This window comes from Leptospira fluminis, assembly GCF_004771275.1.
GTDB classification, from domain to species: Bacteria; Spirochaetota; Leptospiria; order Leptospirales; family Leptospiraceae; genus Leptospira_B; species Leptospira_B fluminis.
Map to the genome: position 1 here is coordinate 489,090 of NZ_RQEV01000003.1, position 21,666 is coordinate 510,755.

At 46.2% G+C, this 21,666-nt stretch carries 17 protein-coding genes; 9 read left to right on the top strand and 8 right to left on the bottom strand.

Annotated features, from left to right (window positions below):
- Entirely contained in the window at nt 1-3,162 is a 3,162-nt protein-coding gene (locus EHO61_RS04150; protein ID WP_135812348.1) for a SpoIIE family protein phosphatase, read from the bottom strand.
- A 205-nt stretch (nt 3,163-3,367) separates the two neighbouring features.
- Complete coding sequence (locus EHO61_RS04155; RefSeq protein ID WP_135812349.1) at nt 3,368-4,843, bottom strand: NAD-dependent succinate-semialdehyde dehydrogenase; 1,476 nt, start codon at nt 4,841-4,843, stop codon at nt 3,368-3,370.
- 181 nt (nt 4,844-5,024) lie between these two features.
- Here EHO61_RS04155 and EHO61_RS04160 point away from each other — a divergent pair, with 181 nt between their 5' ends.
- From EHO61_RS04160 to EHO61_RS04190, 7 genes are all read left to right on the top strand, one after another.
- Complete coding sequence (locus tag EHO61_RS04160; protein WP_135812350.1) at nt 5,025-6,329, top strand: hypothetical protein; 1,305 nt, start codon at nt 5,025-5,027, stop codon at nt 6,327-6,329.
- 162 nt (nt 6,330-6,491) lie between these two features.
- Nucleotides 6,492-7,934 (top strand): flavin-containing monooxygenase, encoded by a 1,443-nt coding sequence (locus tag EHO61_RS04165; protein WP_135812351.1) that lies wholly within the window; start codon nt 6,492-6,494, stop codon nt 7,932-7,934.
- An 82-nt stretch (nt 7,935-8,016) separates the two neighbouring features.
- A complete protein-coding gene (locus EHO61_RS04170) occupies nt 8,017-8,949 on the top strand; it encodes an alpha/beta hydrolase (protein WP_342776041.1) in 933 nt (310 codons plus the stop codon).
- A 1-nt stretch (nt 8,950) separates the two neighbouring features.
- Nucleotides 8,951-9,454, top strand: a complete 504-nt coding sequence (locus EHO61_RS04175) for a hypothetical protein (RefSeq protein ID WP_135812353.1) — start codon at nt 8,951-8,953, stop codon at nt 9,452-9,454.
- Nucleotides 9,455-9,493: 39 nt separating this feature from the next.
- Nucleotides 9,494-10,072: a DNA-3-methyladenine glycosylase I gene (locus EHO61_RS04180; RefSeq protein WP_135812354.1), complete on the top strand. Its 579-nt coding sequence runs from the start codon at nt 9,494-9,496 to the stop codon at nt 10,070-10,072.
- Nucleotides 10,073-10,188: 116 nt separating this feature from the next.
- On the top strand, nt 10,189-10,791 hold the full coding sequence (locus tag EHO61_RS04185; protein ID WP_135812355.1) for a hypothetical protein: 603 nt from the start codon (nt 10,189-10,191) through the stop codon (nt 10,789-10,791).
- Between the two features lie 77 nt (nt 10,792-10,868).
- A complete protein-coding gene (locus tag EHO61_RS04190; RefSeq protein ID WP_135812356.1) occupies nt 10,869-11,150 on the top strand; it encodes a DUF433 domain-containing protein in 282 nt (93 codons plus the stop codon).
- Nucleotides 11,151-11,160: 10 nt separating this feature from the next.
- On the opposite strand, the gene EHO61_RS04195 is transcribed toward EHO61_RS04190, so the two are convergent.
- From EHO61_RS04195 to EHO61_RS04215, 5 genes are all read right to left on the bottom strand, one after another.
- Complete coding sequence (locus tag EHO61_RS04195) at nt 11,161-11,688, bottom strand: NuoI/complex I 23 kDa subunit family protein (protein ID WP_135812357.1); 528 nt, start codon at nt 11,686-11,688, stop codon at nt 11,161-11,163.
- Nucleotides 11,675-13,126: an NADH-quinone oxidoreductase subunit G gene (locus EHO61_RS04200; protein ID WP_135812579.1), complete on the bottom strand. Its 1,452-nt coding sequence runs from the start codon at nt 13,124-13,126 to the stop codon at nt 11,675-11,677. Before EHO61_RS04200 ends, EHO61_RS04195 begins: the two co-directional genes overlap by 14 nt.
- A 102-nt stretch (nt 13,127-13,228) precedes the next feature.
- Nucleotides 13,229-14,374: a chorismate synthase gene (aroC, locus tag EHO61_RS04205; RefSeq protein ID WP_135812358.1), complete on the bottom strand. Its 1,146-nt coding sequence runs from the start codon at nt 14,372-14,374 to the stop codon at nt 13,229-13,231.
- Between the two features lie 142 nt (nt 14,375-14,516).
- Entirely contained in the window at nt 14,517-16,016 is a 1,500-nt protein-coding gene (locus EHO61_RS04210; protein WP_135812359.1) for an HD domain-containing phosphohydrolase, read from the bottom strand.
- 173 nt (nt 16,017-16,189) lie between these two features.
- Nucleotides 16,190-16,801: an ACT domain-containing protein gene (locus EHO61_RS04215; RefSeq protein ID WP_135812360.1), complete on the bottom strand. Its 612-nt coding sequence runs from the start codon at nt 16,799-16,801 to the stop codon at nt 16,190-16,192.
- 276 nt (nt 16,802-17,077) lie between these two features.
- Between EHO61_RS04215 and EHO61_RS04220 the strand changes: the two genes are divergently transcribed.
- Nucleotides 17,078-18,952 (top strand): ABC transporter ATP-binding protein, encoded by a 1,875-nt coding sequence (locus tag EHO61_RS04220; RefSeq protein WP_135812361.1) that lies wholly within the window; start codon nt 17,078-17,080, stop codon nt 18,950-18,952.
- Nucleotides 18,953-19,019: 67 nt separating this feature from the next.
- Nucleotides 19,020-19,421, top strand: a complete 402-nt coding sequence (locus EHO61_RS04225) for an SET domain-containing protein (protein WP_135812362.1) — start codon at nt 19,020-19,022, stop codon at nt 19,419-19,421.
- Here the strand turns inward: EHO61_RS04225 and EHO61_RS04230 are convergent.
- On the bottom strand, nt 19,415-21,457 hold the full coding sequence (locus EHO61_RS04230; protein ID WP_135812363.1) for a sigma-54-dependent Fis family transcriptional regulator: 2,043 nt from the start codon (nt 21,455-21,457) through the stop codon (nt 19,415-19,417). The genes EHO61_RS04225 and EHO61_RS04230 overlap by 7 nt on opposite strands.
- Nucleotides 21,458-21,666: the final 209 nt, after the last annotated feature.

Sequence of the window (21,666 nt, forward strand, 5' to 3'; positions counted from 1 at the left end):
CTACGCTTCCGGCTTTTTATCCGTATAAGCTCGCAGCACATCTTTGATTTTCAGAATCGCTTCGTTATCCGGGTCCAATCGGAGAGCGGACTGGGTCATTACCATCGCTCGGCTGTAATTCTTTAAAGCTATGTAAACTTGCGCGAGGTTCATTAGGTTTTTAAAATGGTCCGGCTCTCTCAAAAGCAACCTTTCCCCGAAGTCCAAAGCCTTTCTGAGTTGACCCGCTTTTCTTGCAGCATAGGACGCTACATACAGGATTTCCTTATCCACCGGTTTGATGTTCAGATAATCCTCAGCGTAACGGGCGGCTTTCGTATAATTTTTCATTTTTAAAAACAGGCGGACGAAATTCTTTTTTACTTCGGGGATTCTGCTGTTCAAAGATTCCGCTTGTTCCAAATAGGAAATCGCCTCGTCGATTTCCTTATTTTGCGAAGTCTCTTTCGCCTTTTTCAAAAGATCTCTGACCTTCTCCTTTTGCTCTTCCTCCATCCGCCTTTGTTCGGGATCCGATTCCTTAAAAGAAAGACGGATCAGCGAAAGGTCGTCGGTAAGATTTCCCTTGGACAATATGCCCGAGTAGATCTCTTTTAAATCGCCTTTTGCCTCCTCTACGGTGCGCAAAAAAAGGCGTTCGTCGTCGTTGATGATCCGAGCTCCTTCGGCATCCACTCCCAAAAGAATATCATCCCGTCCGTCGGACCCCGCTATGATGACGTCCCCGGTTTCGAGCTGGAATGTTTTGATGAAAATTCTCCCTTCCATTCCGGTAGTTCCCAGCTTGCGGAACATAAGCTCGTCTTCGATGAAACTAGCTATTCCGTCCCGGTACAGAACGGTCCAAGGATGCTCTGCATTGATAAAATATAATATTCCAACCTCGTCGTCGATCAGACCGACTACGGAAGACACGAGCATGGAACCGTCAAAGCTCTCAAAAACCTTATGGAGTTCGGTAAACGCATTCTTGAGCCATCGCTCCGGAGATTGGGTCCTCATGGATTCCACAATTCTGGTTCTTTCGATAATGGATTCGAATACGGCGCCGAGAACTAATGCTCCTCCGGCTCCTTGCATGGATTTTCCCATCGCGTCGGCATTCAAAAAGACCGTATATGATCTACCTTGTAGATCGATATGGTTCGAAATATTGAGATCCCCTCCGATCTCGTCCTTATATCTCCTGAAAGTGAACTTCTTTTTCTGTTCCATCAGAAAATCCACTTTTACGTTCTCTTGGTTGGCCTTATTAGCGCCTAAAGGTTTGATCAGCAGAGACGTAAGGAAATAATCCCCGTCCTGTTGGTGTTTCAACTCGCGGACTTCGTTGAGGGTCTGCTCCAATTCCTTGGTTCTTTCCTTTACTTTTTCCTCAAGTTCGTTTGCATATTGTTCTAGTCGTTTTCTTGCCGCTTGGATTGACCTTGCCATCCTGTTAAAAGAACGAGCAATAAAGCCAATTTCATCCTCGACACGCGGAGTAAGACGATAATCTAGATTTCCCGAATTCACCTCGGTCAATCCGACGACCACTTCGCTCATCGGAACGACCAAAGCGAATTGAAAAAAGAATCGGAATCCGATCGAAACGATAAGAATAACGGCGATCAGCGAGGCCACCAAAACCAAGGAAGGATCGTGTAAAAACGCCCGCAAGGATTTGTAATCGAAACCTACCTCGTAGATTTTTCCGTTTTCCGGATGTACGAAAAAATAAGAAACGTAAAAGATCGGTTTTTCTTCCCCGTAATTATAGAACTTCGTTCCGCGATAAATCCTTTCCCCGGGCTCCCGTATCAAAGCCAAAGCGGAAAGAAGGTTTTTAGTTACCTCTTCTGAGGGTTTTCCGTCCAAGATCTGTCTGTCGGTTCCGTTCCTCACTTTCTCCAAAAGTCCCGAAATTCCGATTTCGTTCGATTGGAGCAGTTTGGAGACGGCGTCGCGATCCGTTTTATTCGGAAAGTGGGAAAATTTGCTCCTGATAACGGATAATTTTTTTCGAATATTCTTAAAAAGGGAACGCATCTCCTCGTCCGAAACGCTCTTATCCCCTTTGTCCGCTAAAAATTGTCGAACCGCTTCCCGATAGCCGTAAAATTCTCGCGGAGAACCTTCCATGATCTCCTTGGATTTTTCCCAACGTTTCTTGGCAGGCAGGTTCCCTAATTCGGTTAACAGATTATAAAAATGAAAAAAACGAATTTCGGTCTTATCTTCCTCGACGAACCTGGAGTCCTTCACTCCTTTTTCCGTAGTGAACGAGTCTTCTGCGGGATCGTAGGAAATTTCGTACGCAAAACCGGAAGGCTTTTCTCCTTCCATCACCACCAATTTCGATTCCCGGATCTTGATCTGATCGAAAGAGGATTCGTAACCGTTCAGAATCGCATACCCTACAAGTTGAAATACCAAAAGGAAAGTAGCCATCGTGATTCCGACGATCCTACTGAGAATGGTGGTACGTTCCTTCGTGGTATTTACGTACACTACCAATATCAGGAACAATCCAGTAACGAGACCCAGGTCCGCCACCTGTTGGTAAAGGGCGCGGGAAATGGATCCGTCCCGACTCAGAGCGTTTGCCACTCCTGGAAAGATAGTTATGACGCAGTATGAAAGTATGATATATATGACGGACCTGCGCTCTCTTCCCTTCTCGCTGACCGCTCTCCAAATCCCGGCGATCAGGAATGCTAGGTTATATGTCAGAACGGCTAAAGAAAATATCTTATAGAACTGATGTGTCTCAAAATCCCAATAATGGCTTCCCATTACGAAGGTTCGAACGGATTGCATAGACGCGACTATGTAGTAACCCGCCATTATTGCGACGCCTAAGTATGAGGCAGCATATACGGACAATCCTAGTTTCACCTTTTTCGGTTGGGGAAAATAGAAGAAAAAAATCAGGAGTTGCGTATAGCCTATCATAGGCGTAGGAATAACGATCCAACGATGTAATATCGACCACTCGTCGTACGATATGAAGCCGATCGCGTAACCTAAATGAAAAACGAACGTGGATAAGGCGGACAACCCTAAATGAAAAGCGGCCTTACTTCTATCCTTGATCGTAAGAAAGAACAGCGAAACATAAAGCGCAAATAAAGACGCTAGCAAGGAACCGAAAAAATAGAAGTTAAGATATATATGATCCATAAAAAAGGCGGTCTGAGAAGGATTCGATCAAAACAACTCGCGTCAAGGAAAATAGTTTTTGCCTAAGACCGCAAACAGACCAGGCCGCCTAACGGTTTTCTCGGCGTAGTCAAAGAGGTTCCGTAATCTTTATGTCAAAAGAATTCTAAATAAATGACGAATATTCCCGGAAAAAAGCAACAGTTTTCTATAATTTTAACTAGTTCTAAAATGAATCGGCAAGCGGATCCTGACCTCCCCAGCAGAGATACTTCAGCTCCTGGTATTCTTCTATTCCGTATCTAGATCCTTCGCGACCGATCCCGGATTCTTTCACTCCTCCGAAAGGAACTTGCTCGGTGGAAAGCAACCCCTCGTTTATGGAAACCATTCCCGCCTCTATGGATTCGCTGAACCTCCAGATTCTTGCCGGATCCGTAGTATAGAAATAGGACGCGAGACCCGTTTTACCCGAATTAACGATCCGAACCGCATCTTCCTCCGTTTTAAAGCCGAGAATCGGGGCTAAGGGACCGAATGTTTCTTCTTGGAAACAAAGCGAATCCTCGGACACACCGGTAATTACGGTAGGTTCGTGAAAATTTCCGCCAAGGGAATGAGGCTTTCCTCCGGTAAGAATTTTTCCTCCGCGAGAACGGGCATCTTCGATATGTCTTCTCAATTTCGCGAAACCAAGAGAGTTGATTAAAGGTCCTTGTTGCACGCCTTCGTCAAAGCCGTTACCCACTTTCAATTTCGAAACGGCTTCGACCAGTCGCGCGGAGAATTCGGGAAGAACGGATTGTTCCACCAGAAATCTGTTAGCGCATACGCAGGTCTGGCCGGTGTTTCGAAATTTGGACAGCATCGCTCCTTTTACAGCTTCTTTTAAATCCGCGTCCGAAAATACGACGAACGGAGCGTTACCTCCTAATTCTAAAGAGATCCGCTTAACGCTTTTGGCGGCCTTTTCCAAAAGTATCTTCCCTACTCTTGTGGAACCCGTAAAACTAATTTTTCGTACGAGAGAACTCTCTAAAAATTCATTCGCGATCGGTTCGGGTTCTCCCGTCAAAACTTGGAATGCTCCGGAAGGAAACCCCGCTTCTTGAGCCAGAACGGCGAGGGCAAGTGCGGAAAAAGGGGTGAGCTCCGACGGTTTCGCAATCACAACGCATCCCGCCGCTAAAGCCGGCCCGGCTTTCCTCGTAATCATAGCACTCGGAAAATTCCACGGAGTTAAAATTGCGGAGACTCCGACAGGTTCCCGCAAAGCAAGCAAACGTAATTCCTGTCGGTGCGAAGGAATTACATCTCCATAGGTTCTCTTAGCTTCCTCTCCGAACCATTCCAAAAAGGAGGCCGCATATTCGATTTCTCCCATGGATTCCGAAAGAGGTTTTCCCTGTTCCCAGGTCATGATCTTTGCAAGGTCTTCCTTATGGAGAAGCATGAGATCCGCCCAATTTCTTAAAAGTTTGGCCCTATACTTTCCCGTCGTTTTTGCCCATCGTCTTTGTTCCGCATCCGCAAACTCGATCGCCTTTCGAGTCTCTTCTCCCGAAAGATTCGGAACCGTTCCGATTTCTTCCCCGCTTGCAGGATCTATAACTCGGATCCTTTTCTCGGAAGATTGCCAATGGCCTGCGTAAAAGGAGGAAGTCCTAAAAAGCGAAGTACAAGCTAAACTAGGATCGTTCATAAGAAATGCGAATATTCCTTTCTAGTAGTGGATTCGAGAACTGATTTGACTATAGTTCGGAAAAAAAGTTAAATTTTTTTCCCCAAAATCATTAAAAAAAGGGAATTATTTTAATAATTAATAGTTAACTAACTTAATTATCTGAATTGAATTCTGAATCACTCGGCAAAAGGGTGGTATTATGAGAAAAAAACATCGGCGTTTATTCATCGCATTATTTTTCTTCACGCCCTTCGTGGTCGATCTGGACGCGGTTACGGTTCTGACTACAGGCGGTCGTAGTTTCGAACGAGTAACCGTCGAAAAAGAGACGGAAACGGAAATCGAAATCGTCGATAAAGACGGAGTCGTCTACCGAATCCGTAAAGACCGAATCAAACAAATCACTCCGGATGCAAAGGAAGGTCCTGCGGAATTCACCACCGACGAGAGTGTTCCGACTGGAGCGGTAAAAAAAGATTCACCCGCGGAATCCCTACCGGAACATTCTTTTCTTCTTTCCCAATCCGTTTCGAACGACGGCGCGTTTCAAGGCGTGGATCTATTCGGCGAACGACAGGCAAGACGAAACGGGACGAAGTACAAGGATTTTTATCAAGCTTACTTTATGACCACTAGCGTAGACCTATTAGGTCTGCCGAAACAATTCAAACTCGGCTTAACCGTCATGGATCCGTTAGTCGATCGGTCCAATACTGACGCGGACAATCGTTTCCAATCCACGCCCGGCGGGCCGGACCAATCCTATCTGATCAACCAATCTTTGGCCACAGGAACTTTACAATACGATCCGAATCAGGTAAAAACCAGAAAGGAAAAAAACGGACTCTTTGATTATCTTTTTACTCGTGCGATGTACGAGCACGAAACGAAGATGGGCGCTTTTTCCGCCGGTTTCCTATTTATAAACGCGAACGATCCCATATACGTGATGCGGGGATACTGGGTCATAGGATGGAGACCTCCTTTTCTACAATGGTTGAATCCTCAATTTTCGGCGAACAACAAAATGTTGAACGATTACGGCGGCGTATTTCAGGGAACTCATAACTATCGACTTTCCTTGAGTCACGAATTCTTTAAAGGAGAGACGTTTCGAATCACCCCGAGCTTGGTCATCGGATACGCTGACGTTAACGACAATATAGACAGAAAAAAAGGGTTCAGCGACGTCAGTCCGAGATTGCAGTTCGATTACGGAAAGTTCTTCTTCGCGCTAAACGCGATGTACCGTGCGACTCCAGCCTTAGTGGACAACGAGTTATATACGCCTAGCGCCGGCGTTTATCCCGATACGAATCCGAACGATGGAAAAACGACGGATCCTTCCAAAGTATACGGATATAAGAACCAATTCATAGTGAATTATCTTTCTTCCATTTCACCGAACGAATTCGTAAGAAGAGGACTGATAGAACATTACCAACAGCAGCATATCGTGCATTTTATATTTTTCTATAATATAGGATATACGATTCGGATCTGAAAAAGCGCGAAGAGTGAACGTTTGTTCTTTTTTTAGTCGGAGAAATTCTCCGCGAAGTTCTGTCCGTTCGAATCGTTTTTCCTACTTGACCTTCGATTTGAGGCGTATTCACTCTAGTCTCCCTCTTACTGATCGGTATTGTATAAGAATTGGAGACGGCCCATGGTTGATTTACCTAAAGTTTGCGTTATCGGAGCCGGTTCCAGCGGAATCACCGTCTGCAAATCTCTACAAGACAAAGGTATTCCTTTCGATTGCTACGAAAAGGGGAGCGATATAGGCGGAAACTGGCGTTTCAATAACGACAACGGAATCAGTAACATATACAAATCCTTACACATCAACACTCATCGGGATAGAATGGAATATAAGGATTATCCGATGCCGAAATGGTATCCGGATTATCCGAACCACGAACCGATTCAAAAATACTTTTCCGACTACGTGGATCATTTCGGACTTCGGAAGAACATCCTCTTCAAAAACGGAGTGGCGAAAGTCGAACCTCAGGAAGACGGGACTTATCTCGTTACGACGGAGAAGGGAATCAGAGAATATTATGATGCGGTTATAGTTGCGAACGGACACCACTGGTCTCCCCGTTGGCCGGAGCCGAATTTTCCGGGAAAATTCAGCGGAAAAATCATCCATTCGCACGACTATGTGGACCCGGAGAAGCCCGTAAAACTGACCGGCAAACGGGTGGTAGTGCTCGGTATGGGTAATAGCGCCATGGACATTTCCGTCGAATTGAGTCGCCCCGGAGTCTCGGAGAAAGTTTTCCTAAGTTCCAGAAGAGGCGCCTGGATCATACCGAATTATCTATTCGGAAAACCTCTAGACAAATCTACGCAACTCATTCCGCCCGGAACGCCGTTTTGGATCAAAAGGGCTTTAGTAGGCTTTATTTTACGATTGGGGGTAGGAAATATGCAGGACTTCGGCCTGCCTAAACCCGATCACGAACCTGGAGAAGCACACCCGACGATATCCCAAGACATTCTTGTGCGCTTAGGAAGAGGGGATATCGTTTATAAACCCGTTATAAAAGAATTTAAAGGAAATGTGATTCGATTCGAGGACAATTCCGAAGAGGAAGCGGACGCCGTTATCTACTGCACCGGATACAACGTCCGATTTCCGTTCTTCGATCCGAATTTCATTTCCGTGGAAAACAACCACCTTCCGTTGTTTCATAGAACTTTTAAGCCCGGATCGAACAATCTTTTCTTTATCGGTCTATATCAACCTCTCGGTGCGATCATGCCTTTAGCGGAATTCCAAGGAAAATGGATCGCGGAATATCTGACCGGAAATTATCGACTCCCGTCGATCCAGGAAATGCAAAACCAGATCGAAAAGTACGAATCCGCGATGCGCAAACGGTATGTTGCCTCCGCTCGACACACTATGCAGGTCGATTTCGAAGATTTTCTCTATTATATGCAAAAAGAATTGAAAGCGGGAAAGAACCGTGCTTTAAAATCCGGAAACGAACTTCCGATAAAAGCGAAAGCGCAATTTCGTTCCTCTGCGGGTTCCGCTGTTCGGAAAGGGAAAAAACCTACGGGGCAAAGCAAAAAAAGTGCTATGGCAAAGACTTGAAACGGCGGCAGCCCGTTCTCTTTTAGCGGTTCCGAACGAAGTCGTCCGGATTTTCGGCGAGGACCGAAAGCGGGAACGGTCGTTGGATCCAAAACTTCGGACGATCCTCCTCCTAGCCAAAACTAAGCCGAAATTGGAATCTCTTCCTCCGGAGAAGGCCCGAAAATTATTCGCCTATATTCTAAATTTATTCGATTTTCCTAAAGTAGAACTCCCACGTGTGGAGAATTTTACGATTCCGGGAATCGCGGGCCGAATTCCTGTTCGTTTGTATTCTCCCTATCCTACTTCGGAACCTCTTCCTTGCTTGGTTTACTATCACGGTGGAGGATTCGTAATCGGTAATTTAGAAACTCATGATCTTCCTCTGCGCTACTTAAGCGGTTTGTCTAAATGCGCGATTTTATCCGTCGATTATCGACTGGCCCCCGAGCATCCTTTTCCGGCAGCTTGGGAAGACGCATATTCCGCTTATTCCTGGGCTCGCAAGCAAGGCAAAGCTATGGGGTTGGATACCAGGATGATTGCAGTCGGAGGAGATTCCGCCGGAGGAAATCTTGCAGCCTCCGTTTATGCGAATGCAAAAAAAGAAGGATTAACTCCTCCGAATTTTCAATTGCTATTGTATCCCTGGTTGGACTTAGCCCAGGAAAGAAAAAGCGTGGAGGAGTTCGCGACCGGATACGGTCTGACACGAGACCTTTTAAGATATTTTAAAAAGCATACCTTTCAGAACGACAAGGATTGCCAAGACGTTTTAGCAAATCCTGTAAACCGAACTTCCCTGACGGGGACCCCGCCTACGTACATTCAAATCGCAGGATTCGATCCTCTTCAGGACGAAGGATTTGCCTATGTGGAAAGGCTTAGAAAAGCGAAAATCTCCGTGGAAGCGAAAGTATTGGAAGGATTGATTCACGGGTTTCTAAACTTAGGAGCTAGTGTCCCGGAGGCTAAAAATGCGGTCGTGGATTTGGCGCTTTGGATTCGAAAAGGATTCAAGTTAAAAGATTAATATGCTGAGTAAAAAATTTATCTTAGTCCTATCTTTATCCCTTCTTCCTATAAGTTTCGCCTTAGCATTGATTCCTACCGCTCCGCAAAAACGGGAAAAGGAAAAAACGGAACGGAATCGATCCGGCAAAAATATGGAAAAGATTTCCTGCTGCGAGTTAGACGACAGATCGCAAGGAGATCTTCGCTTGATCCGACTTTGCCTTAGCAAAACGAACACTAAAATCTTTTTCAAATACGATCATCCCAGTTTCGCATGTACTATTTTGGAGAATGTGACGTTTCGAGACAATACGGGAAGAATATACTCGGCCGTTTCCTATGAAGGAATTCCTGGATGTCAAAGTTCGAAAAGCTGGCGAGTGGAAACGTTTTCTTGGAGTTTCGAAAGAATGAATCCGAACGCCAAAACGTTCGATCTTTTTGAAAAGGAGATTCCGGACTTCCCCGGCGCCTGGAGCTGGAAAGAGATCAGCTTGAAGAACTGTCGCTTCGAATCGGACTAAATCCGCGGGAACGAAATCGTAAAAAGGATTTTCCAAGGCATGAGTTACTGTGCATACATACGTACCTTAAAAGACGACCAAGCATCGGAGCACCGAATCTATCATGATACCGAATACGGTTTTCCTCTTGGAACAGACGACGAACTGTTCGAACGATTGGTCCTGGAGATCAATCAGGCAGGACTTTCCTGGACCACCATTCTCAAAAAGAAGGAGCATTTTCGGAAAGCGTACCACGGTTTTTCGATTCGAAAAGTAGCGGGATACAAACAGAAAGATATAGATCGCTTATTAAACGACTCCGGAGTTATCAGAAACAGACTGAAAATCGAAGCGGCGATACACAACGCGAATGTCATTCTTTCCATTCAGAAAGAAAACGGAAGTTTTTCCGAATGGCTGGATTCCCACCATCCCAAGTCCAGGGAAGAATGGACCAAATTGTTCAAAAAGACTTTCCGATTTACCGGCGGCGAGATCGTTAACGAATTTTTGTTAAGCACCGGATATCTGCCGGGCGCGCACGACGCGAATTGTCCCGTTCATAAAAAGATCACCCGATTAAAACCCAGATGGATGTCTTCCAAAGGGAAACGAGCAAAAAAAGCGATGGAATAAATCAAATTCCATTCCTAAGAAACGGAAAAAGCGGATCGCCTTTCGCCCTTTTTGCTCGCAGAGCCGAATGATTCATTATAATATTGATTTCGGATACTTTTTATCTTTTCATATATATGAGCCCGAGATCGAAAATCCTACTATCGACTTTAACGGTTCTCTTTGCGATTCCGATTCTATTAAAGGGAAGCGAAAAAGAGACCTGTTTAAATTGGGAGAAAGTTTTTCCTAGAGTCGATTCACGTTTGTCTCTCGAGGTCAGCAGTTTTCATCTCTTGCTCGTTCCACCTTCATCCGCGATGATGCAAAGTCGAAGATCGGGAGAACTCGTAGCCAAAACGGAAGGTTTTTTTAAAATAGAGAATCAACATCTGATCGTCGAATTCGATTTTAAGTCCGACGATCCGGACGAATGCAGTCATAACTGCAAGGACCAAAGCCACCGTTCTAATTTCAGTGTGAATCCCGAAAACGCGTACTCGGTCTGTTTTCAATCCTGTAAATCCAACGCGGAATTCCGTTACGGAAAGGGAAATTTCAGACTTCCTCTGACTTTTAAAATCTATCAGGACGAAACAGGAAGCATCCGAATCGACGGACTCCGTTATAGGGATCCCGATCCCATACCTGGGAAAATGGCTTATATTTTTCCCCATTATTTTGCCGGAGATCTTGTAGGCTGTGCTCCTCCCGGTATCGACTGGGAAGAATCGTTTTGAGATTTATCCCTCAAGGAATTATTCAGTCACGAAATTTATAAGCAAATTCTAAGAGATAAATTTGTTATCATGCTTACATGGAAGAACAAAACTTTCTCCAAGACAGAATCGTTTCCCACCCGTCCATTTGTAACGGGAAGCCGACTCTAAAGGGAACTTCGATCCCGGTATTGGAAATTCTGGATCGGATTTTTCTGGGTTTTGGAGCGGCGGAAGTCCTGCAAGAATATCCCCAACTGGAAGGAGAAGATATTCGGGCTTGTTTAGAGTACGCTTCCCAAAGGTTACATTCGCCTCTTCTGGAAAAAGCCATGCAAAAGGATTGGATGGCCAGTCTGAAACGAAATCAAACGGCTTGAAATGAAACGATTACTTTCTCTCTCCCAAAATTGGCCCGCCGTTTTTCTCCATCATCCTTTCCTTCGTCAGGATTAAATCTTCACGATTGTCCGCAGCCATTTCCGCCGGCCCGTCCAGATAAATGGCTCCTTTAGGACAAGCTTCTTCGCACAAACCGCAAAAAATACAACGAAGCAGATCGATTTCGAATTTCTTCGCATACTTATCCTCCGGATGAAGATGCTGTATTTCGGGAGTCACATGTCCGGCTTCGATATGGATCGCGTCCGCAGGACAAATCCACATGCAACAGAAACAACTCGTACATCTTTCCCGTCCCTGTTCGTCGCGTTTCATGCTGTGCATTCCGCGGAAACGGGAAGAATATTTTCTTCTTTTTTCGGGAAACTCGAGAGTGACCGCGCCTTTTAAAAAAGCGGCCTTAACGAAATGTTTCAACGTGATCCAGAGACCGTTTCCGATCGAATAGAAATACAGTTTTTGGTACCACGCCAGCTTATGCTTCGCCGCGACGTTTACTACATTAACGGTTCCCAACGGCGGCCTCCTTTTCGGATCTCAATTCGGAGACTCGGTTCAATATTTCTCCAAAGAATTCCCCGGAAGACAAAAGACCTTTCGGAGGTTCCATAGACTTTTTAAAAGTCTGCTTCCAACCGTTCTTATTCGTAAAGGAACCGGATTGTTCCGCATACGCTTTGATCGGAATTCCGAATGAAGCTTTGGAAATGTCAGCATCCAGATTCGTGTCCAGGATTATGAGAGTCTTCGGTTTTATCCCGTCCAGTACCGATTTTGTGTCTTCCTTGATCACAAAGACCAAATCGAATTCGCCTTTTGAAATCGACTCGCGCAAAGTTACGACACCGGCGCTCGAAACGAATTTCGCCTCGACGGCCCCCTTAGTATTCGGTCTTTCATCCGAAGTCAAAAGAAAATCCACTTGTTCCGATTCCTTGTATTGGGCGTCAGATACTCTCGCTTCCGTTACGACGGGAATTCCGAGCTTCTCCAAAGAGGATCGAATGGATTGAAGATTCTCGTTGGATTCCTGTGCTCCGCCTAGCACAGCGATCTTGGCGGACTTCGAAATCGAAAGTGCGATTTCCTCGAGAACTTCCGATCCTGTGCTCACCGCTCCGTTCTTATAATAAGCGAAAAGCCGGTTCGAATTCAACCATTCTACGTCGAAGCGGCCCTTATCACAGAGGAAATATTGGTCCTTCTCTTCGTCGACCCTGGGCATATAGCGGTACATCTTATTGTCCCGTACGTTCGTATACGTTTTGCATCCGGTACTACAACCGGGGCAAACGGATTCCTCGGATTTGTACCACCAAACCCTAGATTTGAATAATGTCTTATCGTTCAATAGGGCTCCGACAGGGCAAATGTCGGCAAGCGCTCCCTGGTAATTATGGGAGATGGGTTCCTCTTTTGCCAAACCTATAATGGAATGATGACCCCGCTCAAAGAGGCCGAGATTGGATTCCCCTATCATTTCCTCTTCGAATCGTACGCACCGGTAACAGACTATGCAACGATTGTGATTGATGATAAGGTTGGTGCCGATCTCTTCCTGAGGAATATTGCGCTTTTCTAAAGTAAATCTGGAGTTCCCTTTACCCGAGTTAAAGGAATTGTCCTGGAGTTGGCATTCGCCCGCCTTGTCACAGATGGGACAATCCAGAGGGTGGTTGGCCAAAAGAAATTCCATCGTTCCTTCTCTGGCTTCCTTTACTCTAGGGCTATTCGTAACGATCGAAAGGCCTTCCGCGACCTTCGTATTGCATGCGACTTGCAGACGGGGAATTCCTTCGATTTCGATCAGGCACATTCTGCACATGCCCACTACGGATAATTTCGGATGAAAACAGAAAAAAGGGATATCTACACCGACGTCTTTTGCCGCCGAAATCAGATTCTTCTTTTCATCGACTTCGTATTCGATCCCGTCTATCTTTATCTTGACCACTCGGACCTCCGTTTCTTCGGCTCCGCTAGGCGCACGTCTCAATGGAATCTTACTATTCCCGATTTGCAACCCGTTTCTTATCCGGAAAGCGGACGACAACGATCAAAGTTTCAAATCGTCGTAGTAAGCGGGCATACTGGCCCATTTTTTAAACCAAAGCGGATTCATCGCTCTCTGGTACAAATAAGCGTCCACCAGAACGAGGTTCACGGCGGCTTCCACGATCGGTACGGCCCTGGGTAGAACGCAAGGATCGTGTCTCCCCTTCGCTTCCAGGACGGTTTCTTCCCGATTGAGATTTACGGTATTTTGCTTTTTAAAGATGGTCGAAGTAGGTTTGAACGCCGCTCGGATTACCAAGGCTTCTCCGTTCGAAATTCCCCCCTGCAGACCTCCGGACCGATTGGTTCGAGTTCTGACTCTTCCCGATCCTTCTTCCACATAAAACTCGTCGTTATGATTGCTTCCGGTCAAAAGAGTTCCGGCAAAACCGGAGCCGACCTCGAATCCTTTGCAGGCGGGGATGGATAGAATCGCTTTCGCTAAGTCTCCGTCCAGTTTATCGTACACAGGGTCTCCTAATCCGGGCGGAAGGTGGTATGAAGCGCAGCGGATAATTCCTCCGACGCTATCCCCCGCTTCCTTCATTTTAAGGATCAGGTTTCTCATTCTATCGGCTGCAACCGAATCCGGACATCGAACCTCGTTTTCGTCCACTTCTTCCCTGCTGCGAGGATATTTTTCCTCCGTAAGATCGGAAGAAATTTCTCCGATCGTATCCACCCAAGCCACGGTACGAACCCCTAGGTCGTCCTCAAGGATCATTCTGGCAATCGCTCCCGCGGCTACCCTAGCTATGGTTTCGCGAACGGAGGAGCGCCCCCCGCCTACATGAGCTCTAAAACCGTACTTTGCCTGGTACGTATAATCCGCGTGAGAGGGACGGAACGTTTCCCTTAAATTTTCGTAATCTTTGGAGATGGTATTTTGGTTATCCACGATAAGCGCAATCGGGCTTCCGATCGTCTTACCTTCGAAGACTCCCGAAACGATCCGAACCGTATCCGATTCATCCCGAGGAGTGGTCAGTTTACTTTGCCCTGGTCTCCTTCGATTCAAATCCTTTTGGATTTCCTCTAGACGGATCGGAATTCCTGCAGGAACTCCCTCCACGACCACACCTACGGATTCCCCGTGAGATTCTCCGAAGGTACTGATACGAAATATTTTACCCCAACTGGAAGGCATACAGTACCAGAAAACAAGAACCCCCGGGCAGAAGAAAGTCCGTTTCGGACAGGCAAGGGAAAAGCCGTCCGACTTACGTGACAGATTTCCGAGGTCGACCGCTTTTGCGGTAAATCAAATCCGCTTTCCTTGAAGAATCAGATCATTCTGCCGGGGTTTTTACCGACTCTTCCGAATCCGTTTGCGGGGATTTAGGAGCTAGGAATTCTCTGGCTTTCTTATCCAAAAATCCGAAGAATTCCGCATCCAATTCCGGGTCTACCAGGTATATGATCCGTCTCGGGTCCGCATTTCTTTCGAGATTAAAAATCGCCCGCCTACGATCCAGATTCAGACTCGCCTTGTCGAATCCCGAAATTCGGAGCTTTCCGTTATTTGCAAAATTCGGCCGGATTGTCCCGATCCTTTCCAACATGGGTCGAATAGAATTCTTATAGGATTCCCGGATCACGCAGATCTCGAAAAAAACCTTCCGATTGGAATCTTGGGAAGCTACGATGACGTAATCACCGGTTTTTAGGAACGGTCGGTTTTCCGAAAGGGAAAGACCGACATGGTCGTAAAAATCCTTCAAGGTCTTTTCGTTATATGCGAAAAAGCTGTTGTTCAGGATCAACTTTAACGCTTTCACCGCCTCCATGGGTCCTCTCCAAGGCTGCGCGGTGGTCAGAGAGGCGAATTCTCCCGCAATGGAAAGCATTCCGATATCGTCGTGAGAAAGCGCGTTCGATAAAATTCCTCTTACCTGTTTTTGGATATCGTTGACCAGAGTGTTTTTCCTGTAATCGTCTTTGTACTTCTCGCGATATCCTTGGAGTTTTTGCACGAGAGGTTTGGTCTGGGGATAATTATTATTGAGTCCTTCGCCTTTATGCGGTCTGTGATGATTCAGCACGATCGACTTCACCGAATCGTCCAGCTCGGGAATATTCGCGATCATCAGATAGCTTATAATAGGATGGTTTTTTATGTAATCCAATTCCTCCGATTTCAGATCCGCATGCGTGGGCATCTTCATCTGCGTATAACCTATATCCGCGAGATACGAGGCCATCATAAGATTCATCTGCTCGGCCTTTTTGACGTCCATATCCGCTTTGGTGAACGCCTTGGCGGTCCGGACTTTCATAGCCATGGTGATCACGGTACGTTTCGTCAGAACTTCGGAATCAATGGGAGCGCCGACGTTACTCATCACTTCCAAAATATTCACTAGCCCTGTTTCCATATTCGGTGAAGATTTAAAATCTTCTAATATAGAATCTATGGATTTTCCTACATCCCGAACCTGGGCGCCCGTAAGAGGATATCTTTTGATTTCCTGGAGAAGCTCGGTCGCTCCTTTCGTGAGATTGACCGTAAGGTCGGGATTGATCAGCCGATCGAACGAGGGATCGCCACCGTAACCTCGTCTTCCGGAACCGGGGTTTATCTTCCCGATTTCGGATAGTAAAAAGTAAATCCCTTGTTTTTCGAATTTCTGGAGACGATTGATATCGTCCCCGGTCGCCATATCCTTTTTGTGAATGAGAATCTGGCCGTTCTTATTATAAAAATCTACCGGGATAATCCTGTTTTCCCTAAAATGCTGGATTACCTCTTCGGTAAAATCGAATTTTTGCAGGTCTTTGGACGCGTCCATTTTGCGGGAGGAAAACTCCTATTTAAATTATCGGCTTTCTCGCTTATTTCAAAAACGTTTAAACGATCCGAAGATACCGCCGCACTTTAGAACATAGGTGTGCGTGCAAACCCGAAAAGCTTATAACGCTTCGCGGGGCGTATAGTGGCTTTTGACGAGAAATTTCGCCCCTATCAAACTTGATTCAGGCTACTTTGCAATATATATCTGCGAACGCGTTCTTCGATCGAAGTACCGGAAAATCCCGCATTCGTACGGGAGTCGGTTAGTAGGAAAGTGTCCTGTGCGTTATTGGTGGTTCCGTCCGTTCGTACTTCGCCGGAAAGGATATTCACCCCCAAATCCTTTAAAACTCCGGTCACGAAGTAAAGCAGACCTTTTCGGTCGGGGGCTTCGAGATAAAATTTTGTCGCCGAACCGTCTGGCAGATCTTCGAACTCAAGTTGGGAGTCTTTGCTAAGATAGAAAGTGTTTCGAATGTCGATTTCACTGGAAGTTTGGATCATCTCTTCCAGAAGTTTCTCATCGGAAAAAACGGAAGACATTAAAATCCCGAGTTTGGAGGCTTTGATCCGGGAATCCGTCTCGTCGGAGCGCAACAGAAATTCGTCATAACTGATCATGGAATCGCCTTCCTGCACGGTTCGGATATCTCCGGACAGGATTTCGAAACCCATGAAAAACATGGCTTTTACCATTTTATGGAGGGTTCCCGGCGCAGTTTCCGAAGTCTTTAAGGTGACCCGATAAACTCCGTATTCTTCTTTATAGTTAAATTCTATCATATACCCGCGCGCTAGGAAAAAACCCAGTTTTTAGCCAGTATCCAGCAAAAACTTGTGTTCGACCTTACGATGGAATCAAGTCTAAAATAGTATAGGCCCTTTTTTCCGGATTCTGTCTCGAAAAATTTTTCTTCAATGAGACAGAAGTTTGGTCGAAATCCTTCGCCTTCCGCTTTTCGTCTTTGGCACTTTCTGAATAATAGGAAAATCTTAGGACAAAGTAAAGAAATTAGGTTCTAAAAACCCCGACGACTCGATACAAAAGGGGACAAATATATGACAAATAAACAGAAATTTAAGGATGGGTTCCGTTTAGGCAAGAACTCGGGAGCTTTCCCCAATACGCCTACCGGAACTCCGAAAGCTCCGCCAGGAAGCCAAGGTGCTAGAGGTTCTTATTCTTCCTCCTTGGGCCCGAATTTAGTTTCGGGAGAACCTTCCCAAGATTCTCCTCTCCTGATTTTGTACGGACTGACCCGTTTTTTCCGAAAATACAAGTTCCATCTCGGCATCGTTCTCGCTCTTTTACTCGTAGAAATTCTGGTTTATTCTACGATCCCATTCTCCTTTAAATTCCTAATAGATGACGCCATCATCGGCAAGAACCAAACCGTACTCTATGTAACAGGAATCTTCCTGGTCACTGGAACCATTTTGATCACAGCCGTCGGAACGATCCGTGATTATTTGTACAATTGGGTCTCCGCTAGGGCAATTCGTGACATGAGGGAAGAATTATTCCTACATCTGCAGCGCGTTAGTCTGGATTTTTACGGAAATGCGCGGATGGGGGATATTCTTTCCCGTTTTTCCTCCGACTTGTCCGCTTTAGAAAACGCGGTCTTGGCCGCCATTCCTTGGGGGATCTCTCCGATTCTGGAAGCGATCTTCGGCACCGCTCTTTTATTCGCTTTGGATTGGAAATTGGGAGCAATCGCTACCTTGACTTGGCCTGTCACTTTCTTAGGGCCGATCTTTTTCTCCAAAAAATCCACCCAAGCGAGCTACGATAGGAAAGGAGAAGAGGCGAAAGTGTTGAACGCGGTGGAGGAATCCGTTTCCGCGCAAAACCTGATCCGGGTCTACGACCTGGACAAACTCTTCTGGGAAAGATTTCGAAACAATTGCGATCGATTGTTCAACGTTTCTCTGCGATTGGGTCTTACGAATTCCTTTTTGGAACGTTCCGCATCCGGAGGAATCCTGATGTTACAGGCGGTACTCCTAATCTCCGGCGCGTGGTTCGCATTTCACGGAATGGTAAGCGTCGGGGCCTTGGCCGCATTTTTACCTCCGTTCCTGAATTTGAGCTATTCTCTGCTATATGTGTCCCAATATTTTCCCACTCTGAACCAAGCCAGCGGGTCCGCTAAGCGCATATTGGAAATACTGAGAACTCCGGTCTTCGATCAGGACGCAAATCGGGCGATTTCTCCCTCCGAATTCAGAAACATGATCCGGTTAGAGGATATTCACTTCCGGTATAAAGGAAGAAATAAGAATCTGAACGGAATCAATCTGGAAATCCCGAAAGGAAGTTACACCGTAATCCTCGGACCGAGCGGTTCCGGCAAAAGTACGATCTTTAAAATGCTGCTCGGAATTATAGAACCGAACCAAGGCAAGGTCACTTTGGATGGGATGGACCTGGATAAAATCCATCGCCCCGCCTTGCACTCTCTGATCGGAATCGTGTTTCAGGATACGTTCCTCTTTCATACTACGATTCTGGAGAATATTCGTCTCGGAAGTCCGACCGCAAGTGCGGAAGACGCGATCGAAGCCGCTAAACTCGCGGAAATACACGAATTTATCACTTCCTTGCCGGACGGTTACGAGACGATCGTGGGGGACAAAGGTACAAGATTGTCCGGGGGAGAAAAACAAAGGATCGCTCTCGCGAGAGCGATGATCCGAAATCCGCAGATCCTACTGATGGACGAGGCTACTTCCGCCCTGGATCCCGTTACCGAGGCGAGAATCCTCAAAACCCTACAGAAATTGCGGGAAGGAAGGACCATTGTTTCCGTCACTCACAGATTGACTGGATTGCATTCCGCAGATCAGGTTTTAGTCATGAGAAACGGATTGCTGGAACCTTATCCTTCTACGGAAGACGAACCGACTCCGATTCCGGCTATCGGTCTCTGACGGAATTTCCGATGACGATCGGCAACTAGATTGATTTTAAAGGAACCGATTTTTTTCTACTCTTATTATGCTAAAAGTGCCTACGTACGTCGCAGAATCTCCGATCGGGGGATTGGGACTCTTTGCGGGACGGGATATCGAACCCGGAGAGTTAATTTGGGAATACCATCCTAAAACCGTCTGGATCCTTACCGAGGAAGAGGTCGCTTCTTTTCCCTCAAGATTAAAGGAGTCGATTTGCACGTATTCGTACCTGTACGAAGGAAAATGGTTTTTCTGTGTGGACAACTCGCGTTTTATGAATCACAGCGACGACTCCAATACTCTCGAAGACAAAACCGGAGTTTCCGGAAGCAGCAATCCTATGGGGAGAGATCGTGCGGTTCGAAAGATCTTAGCGGGAGAGGAATTAACCTGCAACTACAAGCAGTTCGATCAAAATTGGAACGAAAAACTTCCGCCTCAATAATCGATCTTTAAGTCTTTTATCTTCTTATCCAGCGTGTTCCTGTTGATACCGAGGAATTTCGCGACCCGGGTTTTGGTGTACTTGAATTTCTTCATGGCGTACTTTATCAGCCGGGCTTCCACCTCTCCGACCACGACTTCCATGGCCCGACCGTCCAAGGCATCCAAATGAGCCGGAGAAAAGCGAGAACTCGCAACTTCTAAGGAAGTGTCGGGATCTCCGACATCGATGGCTTCTCCCTCCTCCCCGTATAGGATACGGCCGTTGATTTCGGAAAAATCCTGGATATCCAGCATCTCGGATTGGGAAAGAACAACGGCTCTTTCTATAACGTTTTCCAATTCCCGGACGTTCCCCGGCCAGTTATAGCTCATAAGCAGTTTATGAGCTTCCCGTGTGATTCCCTTGATCTTCTTCGTATTCTCCGCAGTGTACTTGGAGATGAAATGATTGATAAGCAACGGAATGTCCTCTGGACGGTCCCGCAACGGAGGAGTGAGCATATTGACCACGTTTAAACGGTAAAAAAGATCGGCGCGAAAGAGTTTTTGCGCGATCAACTCTTCTAGATTCGCGTTCGTCGCCGCTATGATCCTGACGTCTATTTTCTTGGGTTTAACGGAGCCAACCGCTTCTATTTCCTTTTCCTGCAGCACTCGCAAAAGTTTCGACTGAAGGTTCAGATCCATCTCTCCGATTTCGTCCAGGAAGATCGTTCCGGTATCCGCCATCTCGAATTTCCCTTTTTTGTCTGCTACTGCCCCGGTAAACGAGCCTTTCTTATGCCCGAACAATTCCGATTCCAACAGATTCTCCGGAATTGCGGCACAATTGATCTTGATAAAGGGTTTGTCGGAACGCGAGGAGTTGTAATGGATTGCCGACGCGATCATTTCCTTTCCGGTTCCCGATTCCCCCGTAATTAAAACGGAAGCACGGGAATCGGATACCAATTGGATCATTTCGAAAAGTTTTTCCATCGGTTTGGATTTTCCGATGAGAGAACCGAATTTATATTTGTTCTTCAATTCGCGTTTGAGAAGAACGTTCTCTCTGGAAATCTCGCGTTTTTCCTCATCGATCAATTTCTGGATTCGGATCGCCTGGTATATGATGGACGCAACCACTTGCAAAAAGTCCAAGTAGGTCTTTAAATCCACATATTTCTTATGAACGAAGAATACGCTAACTACCCCTAAAACATCCGTATCCGATTTGATAGGTGCCGCTAAAAAGCTTACGTTCTCCGGATTGTTCTTAAAGTGGGTCATGTTCCCCATACGGTTCAGGAAGTTATCGTCGTTTACGATCGATTCGACGATCATCGCCTCTCCCGCCTCGTAAACCTTTCCCGTGACTCCCTCGCCCGGAAGATAAACCCCTTTTTCCATCTCTTCGGCAGTCAGCCCGTACGCCCCCGTCAGCTTTAGGATATTCTTTTCCGAGTCGAATAGAACGATGGACCCTCTTTCCAAGTTCAGGGACTTATCCAATCTTTCCATGATATCGTCGAAGATTTCCTGCAAAATAAGCGTGGAAGTGACCGTGCGGGAGATATCGATGAGTACTTGCTGGATTTTGTTCTTCTGTTCCAGTTGCCTGAAGGTCTGCAGGTTTTTGAAAATCTGCGCCGCCATGTTCGCCAAGGTGGAAACCAATTCCAAATGCTCTTCGGAAAAGGCTTGTTTGCGGCTGGAATCCAATGAAATGACGCCGATCACGCCGTCTTCCACAATCATAGGTACGGCTAGTTCGGAAAGTATGTCGTCCTTTATAGAAATATAATGCGGGTTCTGAGTGACGTCGTTTACGATCATTCCTTCCCCGGAAGCTGCGACAATTCCCGTGATCCCTTCCCCCACACGTAATTTTACTTTCGTGCGAACGGAAGGATTCATTCCTCGGAACGTTACGATATCCAAAACCTCGTCCTGTCGATTGATCAACATGAGAGAACCGGAGCCGACTTCACAAATTTGGATACATCGCTCCAGGATCAAATCCAAAAGACGATCCGGATCCAGAGTGGAATTCATTGCGGTTGCCACTTCTTGGATGTGGCGGAGGGGGCTGGGCTTTACGTAACCTGACATCTGCTTAAAAAAGGTGCGAATTGATGATTTTAGGGTCAAGTAAAAAATCTTAAAATTCGAGCAAGAGGCTTCAAAATAATTCAATTCGCCGGTTTTTTTTCATTTTCTAGAGCGATTTCTGAAATTTAAGCGCGCAATTTTTATGATTGGTT

Coding starts and splice junctions, on each gene's coding strand:
- EHO61_RS04220 (WP_135812361.1), top strand. CDS start 17,078: ATGACAAATAAACAGAAATTTAAGGATGGGTTCCGTTTAGGCAAGAAC.
- aroC (WP_135812358.1), bottom strand. CDS start 14,374: ATGCCTTCCAGTTGGGGTAAAATATTTCGTATCAGTACCTTCGGAGAA.
- EHO61_RS04225 (WP_135812362.1), top strand. CDS start 19,020: ATGCTAAAAGTGCCTACGTACGTCGCAGAATCTCCGATCGGGGGATTG.
- EHO61_RS04160 (WP_135812350.1), top strand. CDS start 5,025: ATGAGAAAAAAACATCGGCGTTTATTCATCGCATTATTTTTCTTCACG.
- EHO61_RS04215 (WP_135812360.1), bottom strand. CDS start 16,801: ATGATAGAATTTAACTATAAAGAAGAATACGGAGTTTATCGGGTCACC.
- EHO61_RS04150 (WP_135812348.1), bottom strand. CDS start 3,162: ATGGATCATATATATCTTAACTTCTATTTTTTCGGTTCCTTGCTAGCG.
- EHO61_RS04180 (WP_135812354.1), top strand. CDS start 9,494: ATGAGTTACTGTGCATACATACGTACCTTAAAAGACGACCAAGCATCG.
- EHO61_RS04165 (WP_135812351.1), top strand. CDS start 6,492: ATGGTTGATTTACCTAAAGTTTGCGTTATCGGAGCCGGTTCCAGCGGA.
- EHO61_RS04185 (WP_135812355.1), top strand. CDS start 10,189: ATGAGCCCGAGATCGAAAATCCTACTATCGACTTTAACGGTTCTCTTT.
- EHO61_RS04175 (WP_135812353.1), top strand. CDS start 8,951: ATGCTGAGTAAAAAATTTATCTTAGTCCTATCTTTATCCCTTCTTCCT.
- EHO61_RS04190 (WP_135812356.1), top strand. CDS start 10,869: ATGGAAGAACAAAACTTTCTCCAAGACAGAATCGTTTCCCACCCGTCC.
- EHO61_RS04155 (WP_135812349.1), bottom strand. CDS start 4,843: ATGAACGATCCTAGTTTAGCTTGTACTTCGCTTTTTAGGACTTCCTCC.
- EHO61_RS04230 (WP_135812363.1), bottom strand. CDS start 21,457: ATGAATTCCACTCTGGATCCGGATCGTCTTTTGGATTTGATCCTGGAG.
- EHO61_RS04210 (WP_135812359.1), bottom strand. CDS start 16,016: ATGGACGCGTCCAAAGACCTGCAAAAATTCGATTTTACCGAAGAGGTA.